Annotated in this window: 22 protein-coding genes and 1 tRNA gene; 12 read left to right on the top strand and 11 right to left on the bottom strand. The window is 56.8% G+C overall.

What is annotated here, in order from left to right; genetic code table 11:
* Positions 1-76: 76 nt before the first annotated feature.
* From RTH74_RS01885 to RTH74_RS01905, 5 genes are all read left to right on the top strand, one after another.
* Positions 77-1,543, top strand: coding sequence for a sensor domain-containing diguanylate cyclase (locus RTH74_RS01885; RefSeq protein WP_316913573.1), 1,467 nt, complete (start codon positions 77-79; stop codon positions 1,541-1,543).
* Positions 1,543-1,746: a cysteine-rich CWC family protein gene (locus RTH74_RS01890; RefSeq protein ID WP_316913574.1), complete on the top strand. Its 204-nt coding sequence runs from the start codon at positions 1,543-1,545 to the stop codon at positions 1,744-1,746. The genes RTH74_RS01885 and RTH74_RS01890 overlap by 1 nt, the downstream gene beginning before the upstream one ends.
* A gap of 3 nt (positions 1,747-1,749) precedes the next feature.
* Complete coding sequence (locus RTH74_RS01895) at positions 1,750-2,442, top strand: pseudouridine synthase (RefSeq protein WP_316913575.1); 693 nt, start codon at positions 1,750-1,752, stop codon at positions 2,440-2,442.
* 393 nt (positions 2,443-2,835) lie between these two features.
* The gene (locus RTH74_RS01900; protein WP_316913576.1) at positions 2,836-3,723 is read left to right on the top strand and encodes an alpha/beta hydrolase; all 888 of its coding nucleotides are present in this window, start codon (positions 2,836-2,838) and stop codon (positions 3,721-3,723) included.
* Between the two features lie 225 nt (positions 3,724-3,948).
* Positions 3,949-4,022 (top strand) — tRNA-Gly (locus tag RTH74_RS01905).
* 25 nt (positions 4,023-4,047) lie between these two features.
* Here RTH74_RS01905 and RTH74_RS01910 read toward each other — a convergent pair.
* The 10 genes from RTH74_RS01910 to RTH74_RS01955 all read right to left on the bottom strand — a co-directional run bounded on the left by RTH74_RS01910 (position 4,048) and on the right by RTH74_RS01955 (position 10,507).
* Positions 4,048-5,073, bottom strand: coding sequence for a tyrosine-type recombinase/integrase (locus RTH74_RS01910; RefSeq protein WP_316913577.1), 1,026 nt, complete (start codon positions 5,071-5,073; stop codon positions 4,048-4,050).
* The gene (locus RTH74_RS01915; protein WP_316914306.1) at positions 5,073-6,320 is read right to left on the bottom strand and encodes a hypothetical protein; all 1,248 of its coding nucleotides are present in this window, start codon (positions 6,318-6,320) and stop codon (positions 5,073-5,075) included. Before RTH74_RS01915 ends, RTH74_RS01910 begins: the two co-directional genes overlap by 1 nt.
* Positions 6,321-6,801: 481 nt before the next feature.
* The gene (locus RTH74_RS01920) at positions 6,802-7,200 is read right to left on the bottom strand and encodes a hypothetical protein (RefSeq protein ID WP_316913578.1); all 399 of its coding nucleotides are present in this window, start codon (positions 7,198-7,200) and stop codon (positions 6,802-6,804) included.
* On the bottom strand, positions 7,193-7,534 hold the full coding sequence (locus RTH74_RS01925) for a hypothetical protein (protein WP_316913579.1): 342 nt from the start codon (positions 7,532-7,534) through the stop codon (positions 7,193-7,195). The genes RTH74_RS01920 and RTH74_RS01925 overlap by 8 nt, the downstream gene beginning before the upstream one ends.
* Positions 7,527-7,742: a hypothetical protein gene (locus RTH74_RS01930; protein ID WP_220803498.1), complete on the bottom strand. Its 216-nt coding sequence runs from the start codon at positions 7,740-7,742 to the stop codon at positions 7,527-7,529. Before RTH74_RS01930 ends, RTH74_RS01925 begins: the two co-directional genes overlap by 8 nt.
* Entirely contained in the window at positions 7,739-7,903 is a 165-nt protein-coding gene (locus tag RTH74_RS01935) for an Arc family DNA-binding protein (protein WP_316913580.1), read from the bottom strand. The genes RTH74_RS01930 and RTH74_RS01935 overlap by 4 nt, the downstream gene beginning before the upstream one ends.
* Entirely contained in the window at positions 7,900-8,121 is a 222-nt protein-coding gene (locus tag RTH74_RS01940) for a hypothetical protein (protein WP_092374246.1), read from the bottom strand. The genes RTH74_RS01935 and RTH74_RS01940 overlap by 4 nt, the downstream gene beginning before the upstream one ends.
* A gap of 547 nt (positions 8,122-8,668) precedes the next feature.
* Positions 8,669-9,493, bottom strand: coding sequence for a restriction endonuclease (locus tag RTH74_RS01945; protein WP_316913581.1), 825 nt, complete (start codon positions 9,491-9,493; stop codon positions 8,669-8,671).
* A 108-nt stretch (positions 9,494-9,601) separates the two neighbouring features.
* Positions 9,602-9,925 (bottom strand): hypothetical protein, encoded by a 324-nt coding sequence (locus RTH74_RS01950; RefSeq protein ID WP_316913582.1) that lies wholly within the window; start codon positions 9,923-9,925, stop codon positions 9,602-9,604.
* A gap of 159 nt (positions 9,926-10,084) precedes the next feature.
* Positions 10,085-10,507: a hypothetical protein gene (locus RTH74_RS01955; protein ID WP_316913583.1), complete on the bottom strand. Its 423-nt coding sequence runs from the start codon at positions 10,505-10,507 to the stop codon at positions 10,085-10,087.
* Between the two features lie 47 nt (positions 10,508-10,554).
* On the opposite strand from RTH74_RS01955, the gene RTH74_RS01960 reads away from it, so the two are divergent.
* The 6 genes from RTH74_RS01960 (at position 10,555) to RTH74_RS01985 (ending at position 18,114) form a co-directional block, all read left to right on the top strand.
* Complete coding sequence (locus RTH74_RS01960) at positions 10,555-11,772, top strand: SIR2 family protein (protein WP_316913584.1); 1,218 nt, start codon at positions 10,555-10,557, stop codon at positions 11,770-11,772.
* Position 11,773: 1 nt separating this feature from the next.
* Positions 11,774-13,537: an ATP-binding protein gene (locus RTH74_RS01965; RefSeq protein WP_316913585.1), complete on the top strand. Its 1,764-nt coding sequence runs from the start codon at positions 11,774-11,776 to the stop codon at positions 13,535-13,537.
* An 11-nt stretch (positions 13,538-13,548) separates the two neighbouring features.
* Complete coding sequence (locus RTH74_RS01970) at positions 13,549-13,761, top strand: KTSC domain-containing protein (RefSeq protein WP_316913586.1); 213 nt, start codon at positions 13,549-13,551, stop codon at positions 13,759-13,761.
* A gap of 529 nt (positions 13,762-14,290) precedes the next feature.
* Positions 14,291-15,424, top strand: a complete 1,134-nt coding sequence (locus tag RTH74_RS01975) for a mechanosensitive ion channel family protein (protein ID WP_316913587.1) — start codon at positions 14,291-14,293, stop codon at positions 15,422-15,424.
* Between the two features lie 428 nt (positions 15,425-15,852).
* Entirely contained in the window at positions 15,853-17,304 is a 1,452-nt protein-coding gene (locus RTH74_RS01980; RefSeq protein ID WP_021488396.1) for a sodium:solute symporter family protein, read from the top strand.
* A gap of 111 nt (positions 17,305-17,415) precedes the next feature.
* The gene (locus RTH74_RS01985) at positions 17,416-18,114 is read left to right on the top strand and encodes an endonuclease (protein ID WP_099522141.1); all 699 of its coding nucleotides are present in this window, start codon (positions 17,416-17,418) and stop codon (positions 18,112-18,114) included.
* 187 nt (positions 18,115-18,301) lie between these two features.
* On the opposite strand, the gene RTH74_RS01990 is transcribed toward RTH74_RS01985, so the two are convergent.
* Positions 18,302-18,499, bottom strand: a complete 198-nt coding sequence (locus RTH74_RS01990) for a hypothetical protein (RefSeq protein WP_021488394.1) — start codon at positions 18,497-18,499, stop codon at positions 18,302-18,304.
* A gap of 73 nt (positions 18,500-18,572) precedes the next feature.
* Between RTH74_RS01990 and RTH74_RS01995 the strand changes: the two genes are divergently transcribed.
* Positions 18,573-20,093 (top strand): sigma-54-dependent transcriptional regulator, encoded by a 1,521-nt coding sequence (locus tag RTH74_RS01995; protein ID WP_104727324.1) that lies wholly within the window; start codon positions 18,573-18,575, stop codon positions 20,091-20,093.
* The last annotated feature ends 149 nt before the right edge of the window (positions 20,094-20,242 follow it).

The following is a 20,242-nucleotide window of genomic DNA, read 5'->3' on the forward strand; positions in this document are numbered from 1 at the left end:
CAATTGTGATCACAACTGGCGCTATCCCCTCCCGGCAAGCTAGCATCACGCCATCAACCCGCTCCCGGATTCACCCATGTCCCTGCGCCCCAAACGGCACACGCAAACCTCGTTGGTGTTACTGCTCCTGTTCCTGCTTGGCAGCGGCTTTCTCACCACCTCGCTGCTGAGCTACTACGCCTCGCGCGACTCGATCCGTAACAGCATCATCAACACCGAACTGCCGCTGACCTCCGACACTGTCTATTCGGAAATCCAGAAGGACCTGGTGCGACCCATCCTCATCTCCTCGATGATGGCCCGCGACACCTTCCTGCGTGACTGGGTGCTGGCCGGCGAACAGGACAACAGCCAGATGACCCGCTACCTGCGTGAAGTGCAGGAGCACTACGGCGCCTTCACCAGCTTCTTCGTCTCCGACAAGACCAGCACCTACTACCAGGCCAAGGGTGTGCTCAAGCAGGTCAAGCCGGATGAACCGCGCGACGTCTGGTACTACCGCGTACGCAACCTGAAAGAGCCCTACGAGATCAACGTCGACGTCGATATGGCCAACGCCGACCGCCTGACCATCTTCATCAACTACAAGGTGTTCGACTACGACGGCAGCTTCATCGGCGCCACCGGCGTCGGCCTGGCGGTCGATGCCGTAGTCAAGCTGATCGACGAATACCAGGCGCGCTACGAACGCAGCGTCTACTTCGTCGACACCACCGGGCGCATCACCCTGACCGGCGCCCAGGGCGGGCCGCTGGGTGTCCAGGTCGGCGATTCGCTGGCCGATGTGCCCGGCCTCGACGGCCTGATGGCAAAACTGCCCACGCCACAAAGCGGCCAGTTCGAATACCAGGAACAGGGCCGCGAGCACTTCCTCAACGTGCGCTACATCCCCGAGCTGGAGTGGTACCTGTTCGTCGACAAGCAGGACAAGGCCCTGGCCGGCATCCGCCAGGGGCTCTACATCAACCTGCTGCTGTGCCTGCTGGTCACCGCCATCGTGCTGACCCTGGTGAGCCTGGCGATTCGTCGCTATCAGCAGCGCATCGCCGCCCTGGCCACTACTGACAGCCTCACCGAACTGCCCAACCGCCGCGGCTTCGACATCCTCGCCGAACAGGCCCTGCAGGAAGCGCAGCGCGACAGCAGCCCGCTGTGCGCCGTGCTGCTGGACCTGGACAACTTCAAACTGATCAACGACCAGCACGGCCACCTCGCCGGCGACCAGGTGCTGCACGACTTCGCCCGGCAACTACGCGGCACGCTGCGCCAGGCCGACATTCTCTGCCGCTGGGGTGGCGAGGAATTCATCCTGCTGCTGAAGAACACTGACCGCCAGGCCGCCTACGACCTGGCTGAGAAGCTGCGCCAGCAATGCGCCGAACAGCGCTATGACGTCGAAGGCCAGAGCCTGCAGGTCACCGTCAGCCTTGGCCTCAGCCAATGGCACGCCGGTGAGAGCCTGCATACCCTGCTCGGCCGCACCGACCGCGCGCTGTACCGCGCCAAGCAGGCCGGGCGCGACCGCGTTTGCGTCGACAGCTGATGGACACGCAACACTGCCCGCTATGCGGCAAGAGCAATCAGTGCAGCGTCGCCGCCGGGCGTGATGAACCCTGCTGGTGCTTCGATGCGCAGATCGACCCGGCCGCGCTGCAGCGCCTGACGCCCGAGCAACGCGACCAGGCCTGCTTGTGCCCGGCCTGTGCTGGTGCGCTGAAGACCACTGAGCCCCGCGAGCGCGATTGAGCCATGCGCCTGGATCGCTTCCTCAGCAACTTCCCCCGCTTCAGCCGCCAGGACAGCCGCCTGCTGATCAGCGCCGGCCGCCTGCGTGTGGATGGCGCCGTGGTTCACGACCCGCGCCATGAGGTGCGTGACTTCCAGCGCGTCGAGCTGGATGACGAACTGCTGCAAGCCGGGCGCAGCGCGCGCTACTGGATGCTACACAAACCGGTTGGCGTGGTCAGCGCCACCGAGCATGACGAACACCGCACCGTCCTTGATCTGCTGAACGAGCCGGACAAACACGACCTGCACCTGGCCGGGCGCCTCGACCTGAACACCAGCGGCCTGCTACTGATCACCAACGACGGGCGCTGGTCGCGGCGCATCACCCAGCCGCAGCAGCGCAAGCCCAAGGTCTACCACGTCACCACCGAACAGCCGATCACTGCCGAATACGCCGAGGTCTTCGCCCAAGGCCTGTACTTCGCCTTCGAAGACCTCACCACCCTGCCCGCCCAGCTCGATGTATTGAGCAGCCACCAAGCCCGGCTGACCTTGTTCGAAGGCCGTTACCATCAGGTCAAGCGCATGTTCGGCCACTTCCGCAATCGCGTCGTCGCCCTGCACCGCGAAAGCATGGGCGAAATCGTCCTCGACCCACAGCTCGCCCCAGGCCAATACCGCGCACTGACGGATGCGGAAATCGCCAGCGTTTGATTGTCGCCCTGCGTCTGAATCTGACTACCCGACCAACGGCATCGCCAATCGGCTACAAAGATGTGACTCACCCTTGCGTGGCTGCAAGGTAACTGCTTGAATCGAACCATAAGTCTTCAGGTGACTAACCGGTCACAGAAAGACAGTGAAGTGTTTTTTCGGTTGATGGCGCTCTGCGCCGACTGGATTCCTGCCTGGTAACACCGCCCTCTCCAAGGCCCTGAAAAAGCCTGGAGCGCTCGCCTGTTTCGATCCTAACTGATTGAAATTCCTATACTTATAAAAATCTCCAGCCTGACATCATGCTGTCACGCTCAGGCGCTTTTCTAACTGCTCATTCCAGCGCGAACGGTCGCCCGCTCGCCCTGCTCACTTGCGCCAGGAGGAAACGACATGAGGCCAGAAACCGCAGTCGTCGAGATCAACAGGAAGCACAACGTACACACGGAGTTCTACGGCAATCCGGCAGCAAGCAAGACCATCATTCTGGTCAATGGCTCTCTGGCGACCACCGCCTCGTTCGCGCAAACGATCAAATACCTGCAGCCGCAGTTCAACGTAGTGGCCTTCGACCTGCCCTATGCCGGCCAGTCGAAGCCCTACAACAGCGACTTCACGCCCATCAGCAAAGAAGACGAAGCGGCGATCCTGCTGCACCTGATCGACCTCTACGGTGCCAACTACCTGATGTCCTTCTCCTGGGGCGGTGTCGCCTCCATGCTCGCCCTGGCCCAACGCCCGGCGACGCTGGAGAAGGCCGCCATCTGCTCCTTCTCGCCGATCCTCAACGTGCCGATGCTCGACTACCTGCACAAGGGCCTGCGCTTCTTGAACGCGGTGGATCGCGACAACGTCGCCCTGCTGGTCAACAGCACCATCGGCAAGCACCTGCCGTCGCTGTTCAAGCGCTTCAACCACAAACATATCAGCACCCTGGATGAGCACGAATACCGGCAGATGTACGCGCACATCAAGCAGGTGCTGAGCATGGAAGCGAACTGCGGCAAGGAATGCCTGCAGGCCATCGACATCCCACTGATATTCGTCAACGGCGACCGTGACGAATACACCTCGGTGGAAGACGCCTGCCTGTTCGCCCAGCACATCGACCACGCCCAGTTCGCCGTGATCGACGACGCCGGCCACTTCCTCGACATGGAACACAAGGCCGCCTGGCTGCAGAGCCAACGCGTGCTGCTGGACTTCTTCAACGCCCCCAGCAAACGCCTGCAACTGCCAATCAAAGGCGACCTGCGCGACCTCCAGGCGATGGCGGTATGACGGGCCCCAAGCGCGGAGCAGATGCGTCTATTCGGACGCCTCTAGAAACGTAGGCGAGGCAGTCAGCGCAAGGCAAAAGCAGGCGAAAAAGCGCAGTTTACGAGCTGTAAATGAGCATTTTTAGCCTGCTTTTAACCCAGCGGTGACAACGCAGGTAGTTTCTAGAGGTGTCCGAACGCTCCGCGCTTCATTTCTGGGTCATGTTCCGGTATAAAGGCACCCGCTGCGGGTGTCGTATAATGGTAATACCCTAGCTTCCCAAGCTAGAGCCGTGGGTTCGATTCCCATCACCCGCTCCAAAATCGCAGCTTTAAGGCCCTGTTTTTACAGGGCTTTTTCGTTTCCGGGTTTCGGAAGTGTCGATAAAGTGTCGACGATGGGATTCAGCCGAACCGCGTCCTGCAGGTGATCGGGCGACAAGTGTGCATAGCGCATGGTCATCGTCACCGAGGAGTGTCCCAGGACCTTCTGCAAGGTCAGGATGTTGCCACCGGCCATAACGAAGTGACTGGCGAAGGTGTGCCGCAGAACATGCGTGGCTTGTCCGGCCGGTAGCGTGATCGACGTCGATTGCAGCACGCGACTGAAATGCCGGATGCAGTTCGGGAACGCCCCATACTCCTTGAAGTAGTCCAACAGCATCCGCTCCAGGGCGGGAGCAATCGGGATGGTTCGTGTGCGCCTCGACTTGGTATTGGCGAAGGTCACCGCACCATTCTTCACCCTGGACGGCACCAGCCCCTGAGCCTCTCCCCAACGCGCCCCGGTGGCCAGACAGACGCGAGCGATCAGCGCCATATGCGTGCAGTTCGGGTAGTTGTCGAAGGCCTCCAGCAGCTCGGTTATCTGTTCCTGAGTCAGATACGACAGCGGGCGTTCCTGCAGGCGTAACGGACGCACCTTGGCCAACGGGTTCGGGTAGTCGATATCGCCGAGGCGATGCAGCTCGTTGAATACCGACTTCACGTAGCCCAGGCGGTTGTTCAGCGTCTTGCCGTTGATGCCCTCAACCAGCAGCTTGCCGCGCAGAGTGCAGAACTGGTCAGCGGTGAACTTGGCTGCTATCGGGTCGCCCAGGTCATGAGCGATGTTCGCCAGCACCTGCTTCAAACGCTTGGAGTCGGCCAGGGTGTGGCCGTGCAGATCGTAGTAGCGGGTGAACACCTCAGAGAGCTTGCGGCGGTCCTTTGGCTTGGGTGCCCAGTCGGGCGCTTCCATCACCTTGGCCCTGCAGGACGTTTCGAACCGTTGCGCCTCAGCTTTGGTCTTGAAGGTCTTGCGGAAGCGCCGCCCCTTGATGGGTTCTACATCGACCTTCCAGCGCCCGTCAGGCTGTTGAATGATCGCCATCAGATCGCCCTGCCCCACCTCACATGCCGTTCCTCCAGGATGTTCTTGAGGTGCTTGTACAGCCCATCCTCATCCATGCCCTTGGCGGCGTAGTGGTCACGAATCACCGGCCAGCATTCCCAATCCTTGAGCCGGTAAAAACCCTTTCTAGCGCCCACTCGCTCCCGTGCCAGCAGGCTTACGAAGTTTCCCAGGAACAGCTCCACGTTCTTGCCGGAGAAGCCCCGAGACGTTTTGTAGTTGCGCTTGTACTCCGTGTCATCGAGCAGCGAATCGACCGGCAGATCGACGCGAGCGTCTTCGCGTAGGAGCGTCCAGATCGGTTCGTAGTAGCCAGGGCGAGCCAGCAACTTGAATTGCTGCATGCCGTAGCGCCAGAGACCGTCTAGGTGCGGTGTGAAGGCGGCGTAGCTGTTCGTATCGATGGCGTTGCCGGTGTGCAGGTCGACGGAGCCAGAGGCGAATTGCTGGATCACCGAATGGTGGTAACGCAGCTCGATACGCCACACGGTCTGGTCTCGGTTGTAGTTGTCCGGGTCGCCTTCGTCGAAGCTGTCACGGCGCCGCCAGACGCCTTCCCAGTAGTCGAGCTTGTCGGTGGCCTTGGCCTGCTCGGTTTTGTTGTAGATCGCCAGTTGCACGCCACCGGCAGAGCCGAACATGTAGGTCTCACCACGACCGTACACGCTGCTTTTCGTGTCCCAGGTGATTTCCTTGATGCCGGAGATATCGCGGGCGGAACGGGCGCGACAGTGCATGCGGGCGACCAGATCAGCGGGCGGTTGCCAGCCTTGAACATCCAGGGCGAGATGGACCGCGCATTGGTTGCGTTCAATGTGCGTAAGGATCTGCTCGGCATAGAAATCCATGCGAGCCTGGAGGCGCTCGGGCGACAGGCTACGGATGGCATGGGGTGACACTTCGATTTTCAGGTGTGGGCCGATGTTCTCGACTTTGGCGTTGTAGTTCTTGAGCAGCAGCACGAAGCCCAGGTCGGCGTTCTGCAGCTTGTACTGGTAGCCCGAATCCTTGCTCACACGGCCTGCATGCCAACGCTCTCCAGCGAAGTCGACGATGGTGCCCGGCTTATCGAACAGGCACAGCAGCTCCGGCCGGAGCAGGCCACGATAGAGTTGGCGGACGGTATCGACGCCGCAGTGCAACAGGCGGACTTTCGACAGGTCAACGATACGGGCGTTGCCCGGGTCTACGAACAGCCGGCCTGTCGCATCCTCACGTGCCAGCATGTCGAGTCTCAGGAAGTCTTTTGGCTTTTTCACTTGATCACCTATTGCTGATTACTGCGGAAGTTTTCGTCTTACTTTCTGACGTGTTACAGGGGCGTCAGCGGGCCGGCGGCGCGCACCCGCGCTCGTGCCTCGCACGCAACCCCACCGCCGGCCCGCATCCTTCGTCTGTCACTGTCCAGGCGCTCGGCGAGGGACTTCCTGGGCTCATCATGGAAACCCAGTTATTCCCCCAGGCGGACAGCAGCAGGTAGAGGATCAGCGCGAGAAAGCCCGGCAGGGTTTCAGGTGTGGGCGGGAGCAGGTGCAGGCAGGAACGCCCAGGATCAGACGTGGAGGTTGTGCGGCACTGGCGGGCGTTGAAGATCAACACCAAGGGCTTTGCCCTTGTCATCCCACTCTTGCCGCCGAGGGCTCGGGAGCGCGGGGCGGTGAAGCTGCCCCACTCTCCCGTGGTCAGGCTCGTTTTCATGGCGTGGGGTCAAGGGTGCGCTGCGCCCGTGCTTCCGTTCGCCGGAACGGTGGAGCTGTTCCGACGAGCCGGGAGCGCGGCCCCTGACCCGGAACCATCGGCGGAATGGGTCAGGGTCATGCGGCCCAGTACGTTGCCGGAACCATGCCGGTCGCGGTACCGCATCGCCCTGATAGAGCAGATATCGTCGAAGTAGAACTCGTTCGGGTTGCGCGTGCTGGAGCTGAGTTCGACACCCAGGAAGCACGGGGCGCCTTGCATATCCGGCGTGGGGATCAACACGCCGACAATCTGGATGCATTGCCAGAAGGATTCCGGCTCAGCGTCCCAGGCCGTTTCGACCAGTACGGTCTTGCCGACATAGCTCAGGGCGGTAGCAGCATCGAGCTGGATACGTGGCTTACGCATGGCTGCACTCCCCTTCCTTGGCTTGCCCCTGGAACAGCAGAGGCAGCGGCAGGAGATCCAGCACCTTGCCGGTTGCGTGACGATCACGCACGACACGGATGGTATTGATGCTGTCGAAGTAGACTTCGACCGGCAGGTCTTCGCTGCCATCGAACGGCATGGTGAGGAAGTAGCCCTCTTCGAACACGCCGGGCACCGGCAGCACTACGCCGACGACGTGATAGCAGCGCCAGAGCATTTCGTTGTCGTCGTCCCAGCGCAGTTCGACGAGCACGGTCTGGCCGATGAAGCCGATAGCGGTGATGGGATCGAACACCAGGGCAGGCTTAGACATGGGCGTAGTCCCCCGCACTGAATACGGTCTTACCCTTCTCCAGATCGGCGCGCAGGCGGGCAAGGTTGACCATGCGGAAGTCGGCCAGCTTCATGCTCGGGATGGTCTGGCTGTCTACCCAGTTGATGACCTCTTCGACCGTCACGCCGCTGAGTTCGGCGAAGGTCTTCACGCTGCACAGATCGAGGCTTTCGTTTGTGGCGGTCATTGGTTGCCCTCCTTGGCGGCTTTGTCCTGGGCGTAGCTCGCTTCCAGGCGAATGACGACTTCCGAGTTCATCGAACGGCGCGAGGCGGAGGCGGACTGTTCGATCTTGGCGCGCAGCTCTGGCGGTACGCGCAGCTTGAATTGCGGGTCTGTTCGGCTCACAGCGTCCACTCCTGTTCCAGAAGCTGCTGATGCAGCAAGGCCACGTTGACCATGGTGCGCTTGCCGACCTTCTGTGAAGGCAGGTAGTTACGCTCCACCCAGGTGCGGACAACGACGGGTTCGTCGCCCATGCCGATCCATTCAGCGAACTTCTGCCACGGCATCAAGGGCGGTGCGCCGTGCAGCTTTTGGGGGTCAAGACCTTCAGGTGGTAGCATCAGCTTGCTCCGCTATATTCCGCTTTATCTTGCATTAGATGCCTTACACATATTGCAAGGCGCGGACAAAATATAAGCCAAGCCCCCACACATAAACCACCACTATGTGCAAGCTTTTTAGATGCTTTCGGAATGATAAGAGAAAGATTGATATCCGTATGGGATAAGGAAAAGCTTTCGGCCCCTAAGCTTGAGAAGCTGACAGGCATAGACCGCAGCAGCTGGTATCACCTGAGAAACGGAAAGCGGCGCGCCAATGAGCAGGACATTGAGGCCATCGTGCAGATGTTCCCTCAATACGCCTTCTGGATCGCTAGCGGGCAAATAGCGCCCGAGATTGGCCAGACCAGCCCAGACTACGACGAAGCCAACCGAAACTTGAGCCAACCCAACGCGGGATAGCGATCACCCAGGAAGCAGCTAGGCGCTGGTATGCCCGAGCACATGCAGCCAAGTGCGATTAAATCGATTGGGATGATAACGTTTGATTAAGGGGCGGGCTTTAGGCCGCCCCCGAGGGAGCGAAGCGAACGAATTGAACCAATTGCTATGAGTTTTTATGATGCATATGTTCAACCTCGCCACTACTAAAATCTTGCAATACCGCTTCTACAAGATTCATGGCATCTATCTCAAGATCTTGCTCGAAAAAAGTAGAAATGTATTTGACTACCAACCTTCCTAACTTTAACTCTCGGCCGTCTACTGTTACGAGATAAGACTTTTCAGGAAACAGTGTTACTTCACATTCGACACCAAAACTATCAGTACCTGACGGAATATGTCTATCAAGCCATAGATTAAAAGCACAGGGTTCATGGCCTTCATCTCTCACAATAATATCTGCTGAATTGATAGACATTATCGACGGATCTTGCCTAGCAAGATCGATTGTCGCTTGATCCTTTCCGTCAAAATCTACCTTAAAATCAAAATAGTGATTTCTGTTAAATTTCATTTGGATATTTATTATTTGAATGCAGCCGTCCCAATCTTCTCCGCGAGGCTTTCTTATCAGCTTCAGGCCCATTCCGTAGAAGTTAGCGTATTCTTTTGCGCCAGCCTGAAATCCTATAGTTGTTACTATAATTCCACTGCTATTGGGTATATCTGTGATGAGTCCATGCAGATTTCTAACGTGCAACAAGCTGACTGCATCGCTATAGTGCTTGCACTCTATTAACACCCTGTGAACTATACCGGCGTACTTGTACTCCCAGAAAACATCTATTTGATGCTCGACGCCGGACTTGCCCTTAATCTTTACGTTATGCCTTACATCAATATTCTCAACGCCTTGAAGAGCAAGAATTTCCTCGTAAATCTTCTTAGCTAATTTTTCATAATCTGTGGAGCTTTCAGAGACTTTCAAGCCTTACTCCTTGATGCATAACGTTTGGTTAAGGGGGCGAACTTTAGCCCGTCCCGAGTGAGCGAAGCGAGCGACTTGAACTCTAGCCAGGAGAATTAGGCGCGTAGCTCACTCACTTTTTGGATACTGAACTGGTATTTTGAAAGAAAGCTTTGCAGTGTGTTCTGAGGCTGTTGAGCTGTCTCCTCTAACACCTCCGCCAATAACGGCAGCTACTACATTTAACTTAGCTTCACTTCCTTCTCTTTCTACAGCATTAACCGATACCTCAAAGGATACAGCCTGAATGCTGGTTAGTCCTGTTTGAAGACCATTCCAAGTTTCTTCGTTAAGGACTGGAACAATTTTGCCGCTCTCAATTTCTCTCTGTGCATCTTGAACACCACCAATAATATCTTTCAAGGTTTCTTTTACGAAGGTTCTGAGCTCCACTTAATTTCTCCTAGCTATTAATTAGGCGATATTGCTGTCGCACAACACACATTGGCGAGGTCGGATAACGTTCCTTGTCATGCAGTAAAGCCTTGATTCGCATGAAGACAAGACCGAGGAACGCGACTCCGGGTTGGCGGAAAACGACAACGCTGCCGATCAGCCAAGGCAACGTAATGGCCAGACGCTACTGGCAGGCTTGAAAACTGTCCAGACGGCGTGTCGAAAAAGTGTCGAAGACACTGCAAGGGATAGCGGAAAAATGCTGTAGCTGCTGAGCTGCAAGGCCAGTAAAGCCGGGCTTTGCGGATCACAGCAAGGCGCTGGAAAGGGTTCGATTCCCATCACCCGCTCCAGACAGCCAAGCAAAAGCCCCGTCATCACTGACGGGGCTTTTTCGTTTCTGGCGTTTGAAGGGCTTGACCGCAAGGGTTTGAGCCGGGAAAGATGGCGCTTTGCGATCAGGCGGAAAAGGCGTCGGGCAGAAAATAAATCTGTCCACTTTTCCTTATGCCAATCATTGGTCAAAGCAAAATAAAGACAAGCCAAGCTCTCGCTCGCCTGCCAAAAAGAAAGAATCATGTGGAATGTGAATAGAGATTAAACAAGCGAAACTTAGAGGTTATCCAATGAGTAGATCGACCCACAATCCTGACCAATACATGTTTGGCTTCCGGCAGATTGCAAGTAATGGCAGAAAGAAAATAGGCATACTCATTGGAGCAGGCGCACCAGTAGGAATTAACATTGCCAAAGAAGGCCAGAACTGGGAGTCGTTAATACCGAACCTAGACGGCCTAACAAGAATAGTTAAAGGAAAATTAACATCTGAGGATTTAGCAGTATATAACATCCTAGAGGCGACTACAGAAAACCCAAACCTAGAAAAAATCCTCTCAAAAATACGAGCGCTATCTGAAGTCATAGGAAATTCAGAGATACATGGATACAGCTCCACTGAATTCAATTCACTCTCAGAAAACATTTGCAACCTTATACGAGACGCGGTAAGCAAGGAACTACCATTAAAGCCAACACCCTACTCCGAATTAGTATCATGGATCAATGGTGTAAACAGAAAGCACGGCATAGAAATATTCACAACAAACTATGATCTTTTGGCCGAGCAAGCTTTGGAAAGATCCAAAACACCATACTTCGATGGGTTTAGTGGCTCGCACAATGCTTTTTTTGACCCGTCAAGCATTTCAAGAAATGATCTACCACCAAGATGGGTGAGACTCTGGAAACTGCACGGCTCAATAGGCTGGGAGAAGAACGATAAGAACGAGATAGTTCGGATACCGAAATCACCAAAAGCAAACATGGTGTATCCATCACACATCAAATACGATCAAACACAAGCAGCACCTTTTTCATCCTTATTTGAACGCCTTAAAAATTTCTTACTTGAGCCGGACACAATACTAATCTCGACAGGATTTTCATTCGCCGACGCACACATATCATCCAAATTATTAGAAAGCCTTCAAGCCAATCCCTCATCAGCGCTACTGGCCTTCCAATATCAAAAGTTAGACAACGAGCCTTTTATTACCGAACTAGCTTTAAAGTGCCCAGGAATTAGCGCTTACTGCAGAGATGGCGCAGTAATAAATGGTGTCAAAGCTGAGTGGAAGCTAGGCTCCCTTCCAAGCAAAGGCTGGGAGCACATAAGAAAAGAATACTACAATAATAACGAGTTCTTACTAGGCGATTTCTCAGCACTCTCACGCTTCCTGGCTACTGCCGGAGGTGATTTCTCGGGAAGTTCAGTAGTGCCACCCCAGGAACTCACCACCAACGAAGACAATAAAGATGACGGCAACCCTGCCATGGAGCAATAGCATGAGTCTTCACTCTACTCTCCTAGGAACTGTAAGTTCAGTAACCGGCTCATCAGTAACCGTCGAGATTGCAAACTCTGTAGACTCAGGAATAGTTATTATAGGCGGAAGAAACTATAGAGTAGGCCAAGTGGGAAGCTTTGTAAAAATACTACTAGGATACAACCATCTATATGGTGTAATTGCTGGCTCCAGTGAGTCCTCACAATTAGAAGACAACTTACCAATCCGAACAGATAGGCGATGGATAAAAATAGAGCTAGTAGGTGAAGTTATTGCTGGAGACTTCGAAAGAGGCATTAGCGAATACCCAAGCATCGGAAACGAAGCTCACATAGTAACTGACAAGGACCTTATCAAGGTTTTTGGAACCCCCTCCGAAGGCCATTTCAAAGTCGGCACACTCTCTAGCTCAGATGGAATATCCGTAAGCCTTGACTTAGACAAACTTGTCACAAGGCACTCAGCGATATTGGGATCGACTGGATCGGGAAAATCCACAAGTACAGCAAGCATAATCCGCTCAATCGTTACCAATGAAGAAACTCTAAAACTGCCTAGCGCAAGAATTTTACTTGTAGATATTCACGGAGAGTACGAACCCGCACTCAGAGACATAGCAAAAGTTTTCTCAGTCATGCCCAAAGCGGAAAATCGTCTCGAAATCCCATACTGGTGCCTATCACCAAACAACTTAATTGAATTTCTTTGCGGCCCAATGAGCGAGATTCACAAAACTCTTTTTCTAGACAAAACAATTGAAGAAAAAATCCTTTCAATCGACACAAACAAAATACAAGGCATAGACTCTAACAAAATAACAAGCGTAACACCTTTACCTTACAGAATTAAAAAAGTCTGGTATGACTTAGCACACGATGATTCGGTTACTTGGGATGATGCAGCCCTAACCATACCGGCATACACGGCAAATGGCCAAGGCGATTTTCAGAACTTGGTCGCAGCAAAATTTCGCCCACCTAGCCCAGGAAATGCAACTCCAAATAAGGGAGGGCTAGGAGCAATGAAAAGACAGCTAGACCTAATGAAGTCCAGACTAACAGACGCTCAATTTTCATTCATGCTTGAACCAGGCGACTGGAATCCCGATGAAAAAGGAGCGATCAAGAAGGACTTAGACAGCCTTGTTTCTGGCTGGCTGGGACATGATAAGCCCGTAACAATACTAGATTTATCTGGAATGCCCTCCTCAACGTTAAGCCTACTACTCGGAACAATCCTAGATATTCTTTTTGAAATATCCATATGGGGGAGAGACAACGAGGCCGGAATGCGTCAACGCCCATTACTCCTAGTTCTTGAAGAAGCACATCGCTACCTATCAAAGTCTGAAAGCGGACTTGCAAAGCACATGGTTCAGCGAATTGCAAAAGAAGGTAGGAAATTCGGGGTTGGAGCTATGCTAGTTAGTCAAAGACCCTCAGAGATAGACGAGACAATACTTTCACAGTGCGGCACAATCATATCCCTTAGAATCAATAATTCGTCCGATCGCTCAATAGTAAAATCAGCAATATCAGAGGGATTGGCTGGCATTGTAGATTCACTACCAGTATTAAGAACCGGCGAGGCCGTTATTGTTGGCGAGGCAGCAAAACTACCAACTCGATGCAGATTCAATCTTTTACCAGAAGACAAATACCCAAACAGCAAGGACCCTGAAGTAACTAAGCAATGGAGAAAACCTCAAACCGCAGAAAACTATGCTGAACTCATAAAAAATTGGCGAACTCAATCTAATTAGCAGGTATAAACATGGAACGCGTACCAGTTGGGTCAAGCAATATCGCGTCGATTGGATACGACGCAAACTCGGAAACGCTGGAGATTGAATTTCTTAACGGGAGTATTTATGAATATTATGGTGTTCCTGCGCACACGCACCAAGAGCTAATGAACGCAGGATCACACGGCTCATATTTAAGTGCAAATATAAAAAATGCATATCCATACGCACGAACACAATAACCTTCCCAAATAATACGCTAGAGCCAAACTCCTCTGGCGCATTAAACACACATACGAAAAGAGGGGCAGATTTATTAAAGCCTTTGCGTATGTATATAGTTGAAACCTGCCCATGCACCAAATATGGCAGACATAGACACTAATACAAGCCAGATGAATTCAAACTTTTGCTTCTTTCTTAAGCAACAATCCTAACGAATAGAATCCGCCATAAACAACAAATCCGAGCAACACACCAACAATTGCAGCTGCAAACAACTCAACCGCCGTAGCTGCATCATGCTTTCAACCATGCCTAGCCGCTGTATCGAAAAAGTCTCGAAGGCACTGCGAGAAATAGCGGAAAAATGCCGTCGTGGGCGGGCTGCACGGATAGGAAAGCCGGGCGTTGCGGATCACTGCACGGCGCCGGAAAGGGTCCGATTCCCCCAACAATGAACGAACCCAAACCACTCACCCATTTCCCCGGAACTTCTGCCCCTCAACGCCACCAGAACCCTATATGTCTTTTTTCTGGAGGCCCCTGGCGATGGAACAGTGGAATATCTGGCTTGAACGCGATGTCTGGCTCAACGTGGCGATTGTCCTGGTCGCCACGGCGCTGATCTACAGCGTGCTGCGTACCCTGGTGAACACCCTGCACAAGCGTCTGAAAGCCGGGTCTGCAGACCAGGAGAGCAGTTGGTCGCACTTCATCGCCATGGTCATCGGCCGCACCAGCCGCGTGCTGTTGTTGGCGTTTTCCCTGCTGTTGGCGTTGCGTCTGGCGGACTTGCCGCTCGCCTGGCAAAGCGCGCTGAGCCATACCTGGTTCGTCGCCCTGGCCTTGCAGGTAGCGTTGTGGGTCGATACCGGTGTACGCCTGTGGTCGCGCAGCCTGGTGATAGGCAAGAGCGGCGGCAGCTACAACCCGGTGATGACCACCATCATCAGCATCATGATCCTGATCGTGGTGTGGTCGGTAATGTTGCTGTCGATCCTGGCCAACCTGGGGGTGGATATCACCGCGCTGGTGGCCAGCCTGGGTGTCGGTGGTATCGCCGTGGCGCTGGCGGTGCAGACGGTACTCAGCGATGTGTTCGCTTCGCTATCGATTGGCGTCGACAAGCCGTTCGAGATCGGTGACTTCGTGGTGTTCGGCGAAGTCGCCGGCTCCATCGAGCATATCGGTCTGAAGACCACGCGTATTCGCAGCCTCAGCGGTGAGCAAGTGGTGTGCGCCAACGCCGATCTGCTGCGCCAGATCGTGCACAACTACAAGCGCATGAATACCCGCCGCATCGTCTTCAAGTTCGGCATCAACTACGACACGCCCAGCGCCAAGGTGCGTCAGGTGTCGGAAAAGGTCGGCGATATCATCCGCGCCACGCCCAAGGCCCGCTTCGACCGCGCGCATTTTCTCGGCTTCGATGAAAGCCAGCTGACCTTCGAGGTGGTGTATATCGTGCTGACCTCGGACTACAACCAGTACATGGACATTCAGCAGGAGATCAACCTGCAACTGCTCGATGCCCTGCGCGAGCTGGACGTGCGCTTCGCCCTGCCCCGCCGCGATCTGCGCCTGGTGGGCGAGAGGATGCCGGTACTCAAGGTCGCCGGTTTGCCGCAGCAGGCCGAGGGTACCGAGAGCACCAGCGATGGGCGCCTGCCACGCTTCAGCTAGCCCAGCCTCGCAACATCAAAATGGTGAGGCGGGCGAGCGCTGATCAGCGCCCTTCGCCCGCCTCACCCGCAACGCCTGACGCTGTTGCGGCGAATATCGGTGCTGACGACAAAGCACATTCGTAAAATATCCACAACAGCCATCCGCAAAAAATTCCAGACAGCCTGATTTGGCCGCATCCCCAGCCCAGAGGGCCTATCGTTTATCATTTTTTCCGCTGAACAAGCCTTTATCTGTTTGACATATTTTACGGCTTTGGCAGACTGCTCGCCCGTTGCGGCAGGTGGCCGCGAACCCGGCACGGCGAGCGCCTGAGGGGGATCGCGCGCCAGCTAGAACGCGCCATGAAAACAATAATGCTGTCTGTCCAGGCGGCCTAGCGGGCACTGCCCACGCCGGACGACGGGCGAGCCACTGGTATTCATCCAATGCTGATCTGGTTTGTTGCGATCTACCTGCTGTTCACCGTCGGTGTCGGCGTCTATGCATCCACTCGCGTCAAGAACTCCAAGGACTTCGCCGCCGGCGGCAGGAGCATGTCCTTCCCCCTGGTCGCAGCCATGGTGTTCGCGACCTGGTTCGGCTCAGAAGCGGTGCTGGGTATCCCGGCCACCTTCATCGAGGAAGGCTTCGCCGGCATCATCGAGGACCCGTTCGGCTCCTTCGGTTGCCTGATGTTGGTGGGCCTGATCTTCGCCCGCCCGCTGTACCGCATGAACCTGCTGACCATCGGAGACTTCTTTCGCAAGCGTTACGGCCCGCAGGTGGAGATACTCACCAGCCTGGTGATCATCGGCTCCTACCTGGGCTGGGTGGCCGCGCAGCTGACAGCGCTTGGCGTGGTGTTCAACGTGCTCTCGGATGGCTCGATCACCACCACCCAGGGCATGCTGATCGGCACTGCCATCGTGCTGCTGTATACCCTGTTCGGTGGCATGTGGTCGGTAGCGCTGACCGACTTCATGCAGATGATCATCATCGTCGCCGGCCTGTGCTACCTGACTTGGCTGATTGGTGACATGGCCGGCGGCGCCGACGTGGTGATCAGCCACGCAGCGGCCGAGGGCAAGTTCACCTTCATGCATGCCTTCGAGCCACGGGATATCGTCGCCTTCATCGCGGCGGCGATAACCCTGATGCTGGGTTCCATTCCGCAGCAGGACGTGTACGCCCGCGTGATGTCGGCCAAGACCGAGAACATCGCCGCGCGCGCCTCGATGGCAGGCGCGGTGTTCTACCTGTCGTTTTGCATGCTGCCGATTTTCCTCACCTACGCGGCCTCGCTGATCGACCCGGCGATGGTGCAGAAGTGGCTGGCCGAGGACGCGCAGATGATCCTGCCGCACCTGATCATGGAGCGCACTCCGCTGTTCGCCCAGGTGATGTTCTTCGGTGCGCTGCTGTCGGCGATCATGTCCACTGCCTCTGGCACCCTGCTGGCACCGTCGGTGACCTTCACCGAGAACATCCTGAAGAACTTCGTGCCAGTGATGAGTGACCGCCAGTTCCTGCTGGCCATGCGCGTGAGCGTGGTGGCGATGACAATCGCCACGTCGATCTTCGCCCTGAACTCGACGGCCAGCATCTACGAGATGGTCGGCAACGCCTACAAGGTGACCCTGGTAGCCGCCGTGGTGCCGCTGTTCGCCGGCCTGTTCTGGAAACGTGCGACCACCCAAGGTGCGCTGCTGGCCATCATCCTTGGCCTGTCGAGCTGGATCGCTCTGGAGCTGACCTATCAGGAGACCGACTTCTGGCCACCGCAGCTGGCCGGTCTGTTGATCAGCCTGGCGGGCATGCTGATCGGCTCACTGCTGCCACAGTTCAGCCGTCACCGCGGCGACAGCGTACAAGCCATCACCGCCTCGGCCAACGCCTGAAAGCATGTGCCCTCCTCGTTCGAGGAGGGCGCTTTGCCATCATATAAGCCTTTGAAAAACCTTAATTTTCCTGCTTCACAAGGGTGGCAGTGACGGCTACCCTGCCGCCCCATGATTCGACGTCTACTGCCCCTGCTCTGCTGTTTCACAGCCCTTTCCCTGCACGCCGCACCCGCCACTTTCGCCGAGGCCAAGCGCCTGGCCTGGCCGCTGTATGAGCAGCAATCCACCGAGTTCTATTGCGGCTGCAAGTACAGCGGCAATCGGGTCGATTTGCGCTCCTGTGGTTACACGCCGCGCAAGAACGCCAATCGCGCCCAGCGCATCGAGTGGGAACATATTGTCCCGGCCTGGGTGATCGGCCATCAGCGCCAGTGCTGGCAGAAAGGCGGTCGCAAGAACTGCGCAGCCAACGACATGCAGTTCCGCAGGGCCGAGGCCGACCTGCACAACCTGGTGCCGAGCATCGGCGAGGTGAATGGTGATCGCAGCAACTACAGCTTCGCCTGGCTGCCACAGAAACCGCATCAATACGGCCGTTGCGAGACGGTGGTGGACTTCAAGGCGCGCAAGGTGATGCCGCGCCCGGCCATCCGCGGGATGATCGCGCGCACCTATTTCTATATGTCCGACCGCTACAAGCTGCGCCTGTCGAAACAGGACCGGCAGCTCTACGAAGCCTGGAGCAAGGCCTACCCGCCCAAGGTCTGGGAGCAGCAGCGCAACCAGCAGGTGGCGTGCGTGATGGGCTGGGGCAATCCCTATGTGGGGAAGGTGGATATGAGTCGCTGTGCGCGCAAGCGGGCGTAGGGCGGCTTCACTTAGGGTGTCGCGGAGCCGCCTAGGCCGTGCGCACCAACGGCAGTAAGGCTGGTGCGCGCGGCGCACCCTAAGGGTCGCGGCTAAAGCCCCTCCCACAGATGCGGGAGACTTGTGGGAGGGGCTTTASCCGCGACAGCTTTGGCATGTTTCAAACAGTCCCCGGATTGAATCCGGCCTACGAAAAGCGCTGCAACTCGCGCCGCACCATGTTGGCGAATTCCGGCGGGCTGAGCTGGTACAGCTCCTGCGCCACCCAGGGCAGCCAGCGCCCCTGCAGCTCGGCCTTGCGCGCCAACAGGCGCTGGGCCTCGGCTTCGGCGCGGGCCTGGTGCTCGCGGTGGTAGTCGGCGCGGCTCGGTTTTTCTGTGCTCACGGTGCAGCCCTTTTCCTCATATCGAGCAGAGCAGGCATAATCGCCGCCTGTTCGCCCATTTCGACCATCATCAATGCGCATCCACGTCAGTTTCATCGACCGCGTCGGCATCACCCAGGAAGTCCTGGCGCTGCTTGGCGGGCGTAATCTGAACCTCGATGCGGTGGAGATGGTACCGCCAAACGTTTATATCGACGCACCGACCTTGAGCGCCGCCGTGCTCGAGGAGCTGCGCGGCGCGTTGCTGCAGGTGCACGGTGTGCAGAGCGTCGAGGTGGTGGACATTCTGCCCGGCCAGCGCCGCCGCCTGCAGCTCGATGCGCTGCTCGCGGCCATGCCCGATCCGGTACTGGCGGTGGATGACCGCGCCACCGTGCTGCTGGCCAACCCGGCGCTGGTGGACATGTGCAACCGCCCGCCCGAAGGCCTGAGCATCGCCGCGCTGTTCGCCGATGACGCGTTGCAGCAATCGCTACTCGCCGCCGGTTTTCATCAGCCGCTGCGCGAGGTGCATTTCGCCGGCCAACCGCTGCTGCTCGATGCCCAACCGATCACCGAAGACGGTCGCCTGACCGGTGGCCTACTGACCCTTTATGCCCCGAGCCGCATGGGTCAGCGTTTGGCTGCACTGCATCACGACCATGCCGAGGGCTTCGATTCTCTGCTCGGCGAGTCGGCACCAATCCGTGCGCTCAAGGCCCGCGCGCTGCGTGTGGCGTCGCTCGATGCACCGCTGCTGATCCACGGCGAAACCGGCACCGGCAAAGAGCTGGTGGCACGCGCCTGCCACACCGTCAGCGTGCGTCGCACTGCGCCTTTCCTGGCGCTTAACTGCGCCGCCCTGCCAGAGAACCTGGCCGAGAGCGAGCTGTTCGGCTACGCCCCCGGCGCCTTCACCGGCGCCCAGCGCGGCGGCAAGCCGGGGCTGCTGGAGTTGGCCAACCAGGGCACGGTGTTTCTCGACGAGATCGGTGAGATGTCGCCCTATCTGCAGGCCAAGCTGCTGCGTTTTCTCAGCGATGGCAGCTTCCGCCGCGTCGGTGGCGACCGCGAAGTGAAGGTGGACGTGCGCATCCTCAGCGCCACCCACCGTGACCTGGAAAAGATGGTCGCCGAAGGCAGCTTCCGCGAAGACCTGTTCTACCGCCTCAACGTGCTCAACCTGGAAGTGCCGCCGCTGCGCGAGCGCGGCCAGGACATCCTGTTGCTTGCCCAGCATTTCATGGCCCAGGCCTGCGCGCAGATCCAGCGCCTGCCTTGCCGCCTGGCGCCGGCCACCTTCCCGGCGCTGCTGGCCGGGCGCTGGCCGGGCAACGTGCGTCAGTTGCAGAACGTGATCTTCCGCGCCGCCGCCATCTGCGACAGCAACTGGGTAGAGATGGACGACCTGGATATCGCCGGCACCGAAGTGGCGCCAAGGGTGGAAGGGGAAGTCGCCAGCCTGGAACAGGCCATGGACGAATACGAGAAGGCGCTGCTGGAAAAGCTCTACGACAGCCACCCTTCCAGCCGCCAACTGGCCGCGCGCCTGGGCACCTCGCACACCGCCATCGCCAAACGCCTGCGCAAATACGGGATACCGGGCAAGCACTGACGCACTCGCTCCGTAGGGTGGGTTAGGCGCTTGTTTTGAGTACGGACCACCCCGCAGGGTCAGATGCGCCGTAACCCACCATTGGCGCAAAGCGGAATATCGCTCGGTGGGTTACGCGGCGCACCACGACCGCAGTGTCTGAAAGCTCA

Origin of the sequence: Pseudomonas sp. zfem001, from assembly GCF_032621725.1 — a bacterium.
Classification (GTDB): Bacteria; Pseudomonadota; Gammaproteobacteria; order Pseudomonadales; family Pseudomonadaceae; genus Aquipseudomonas; species Aquipseudomonas sediminis.

Coding starts and splice junctions, on each gene's coding strand:
- RTH74_RS01885 (WP_316913573.1), top strand. CDS start 77: ATGTCCCTGCGCCCCAAACGGCACACGCAAACCTCGTTGGTGTTACTG.
- RTH74_RS01890 (WP_316913574.1), top strand. CDS start 1,543: ATGGACACGCAACACTGCCCGCTATGCGGCAAGAGCAATCAGTGCAGC.
- RTH74_RS01895 (WP_316913575.1), top strand. CDS start 1,750: ATGCGCCTGGATCGCTTCCTCAGCAACTTCCCCCGCTTCAGCCGCCAG.
- RTH74_RS01900 (WP_316913576.1), top strand. CDS start 2,836: ATGAGGCCAGAAACCGCAGTCGTCGAGATCAACAGGAAGCACAACGTA.
- RTH74_RS01910 (WP_316913577.1), bottom strand. CDS start 5,073: ATGGCGATCATTCAACAGCCTGACGGGCGCTGGAAGGTCGATGTAGAA.
- RTH74_RS01915 (WP_316914306.1), bottom strand. CDS start 6,320: ATGCTGGCACGTGAGGATGCGACAGGCCGGCTGTTCGTAGACCCGGGC.
- RTH74_RS01920 (WP_316913578.1), bottom strand. CDS start 7,200: ATGCGTAAGCCACGTATCCAGCTCGATGCTGCTACCGCCCTGAGCTAT.
- RTH74_RS01925 (WP_316913579.1), bottom strand. CDS start 7,534: ATGTCTAAGCCTGCCCTGGTGTTCGATCCCATCACCGCTATCGGCTTC.
- RTH74_RS01930 (WP_220803498.1), bottom strand. CDS start 7,742: ATGACCGCCACAAACGAAAGCCTCGATCTGTGCAGCGTGAAGACCTTC.
- RTH74_RS01940 (WP_092374246.1), bottom strand. CDS start 8,121: ATGCTACCACCTGAAGGTCTTGACCCCCAAAAGCTGCACGGCGCACCG.
- RTH74_RS01955 (WP_316913583.1), bottom strand. CDS start 10,507: ATGATTCTTTCTTTTTGGCAGGCGAGCGAGAGCTTGGCTTGTCTTTAT.
- RTH74_RS01960 (WP_316913584.1), top strand. CDS start 10,555: ATGAGTAGATCGACCCACAATCCTGACCAATACATGTTTGGCTTCCGG.
- RTH74_RS01965 (WP_316913585.1), top strand. CDS start 11,774: ATGAGTCTTCACTCTACTCTCCTAGGAACTGTAAGTTCAGTAACCGGC.
- RTH74_RS01970 (WP_316913586.1), top strand. CDS start 13,549: ATGGAACGCGTACCAGTTGGGTCAAGCAATATCGCGTCGATTGGATAC.
- RTH74_RS01975 (WP_316913587.1), top strand. CDS start 14,291: ATGGAACAGTGGAATATCTGGCTTGAACGCGATGTCTGGCTCAACGTG.
- RTH74_RS01980 (WP_021488396.1), top strand. CDS start 15,853: ATGCTGATCTGGTTTGTTGCGATCTACCTGCTGTTCACCGTCGGTGTC.
- RTH74_RS01985 (WP_099522141.1), top strand. CDS start 17,416: ATGATTCGACGTCTACTGCCCCTGCTCTGCTGTTTCACAGCCCTTTCC.
- RTH74_RS01995 (WP_104727324.1), top strand. CDS start 18,573: ATGCGCATCCACGTCAGTTTCATCGACCGCGTCGGCATCACCCAGGAA.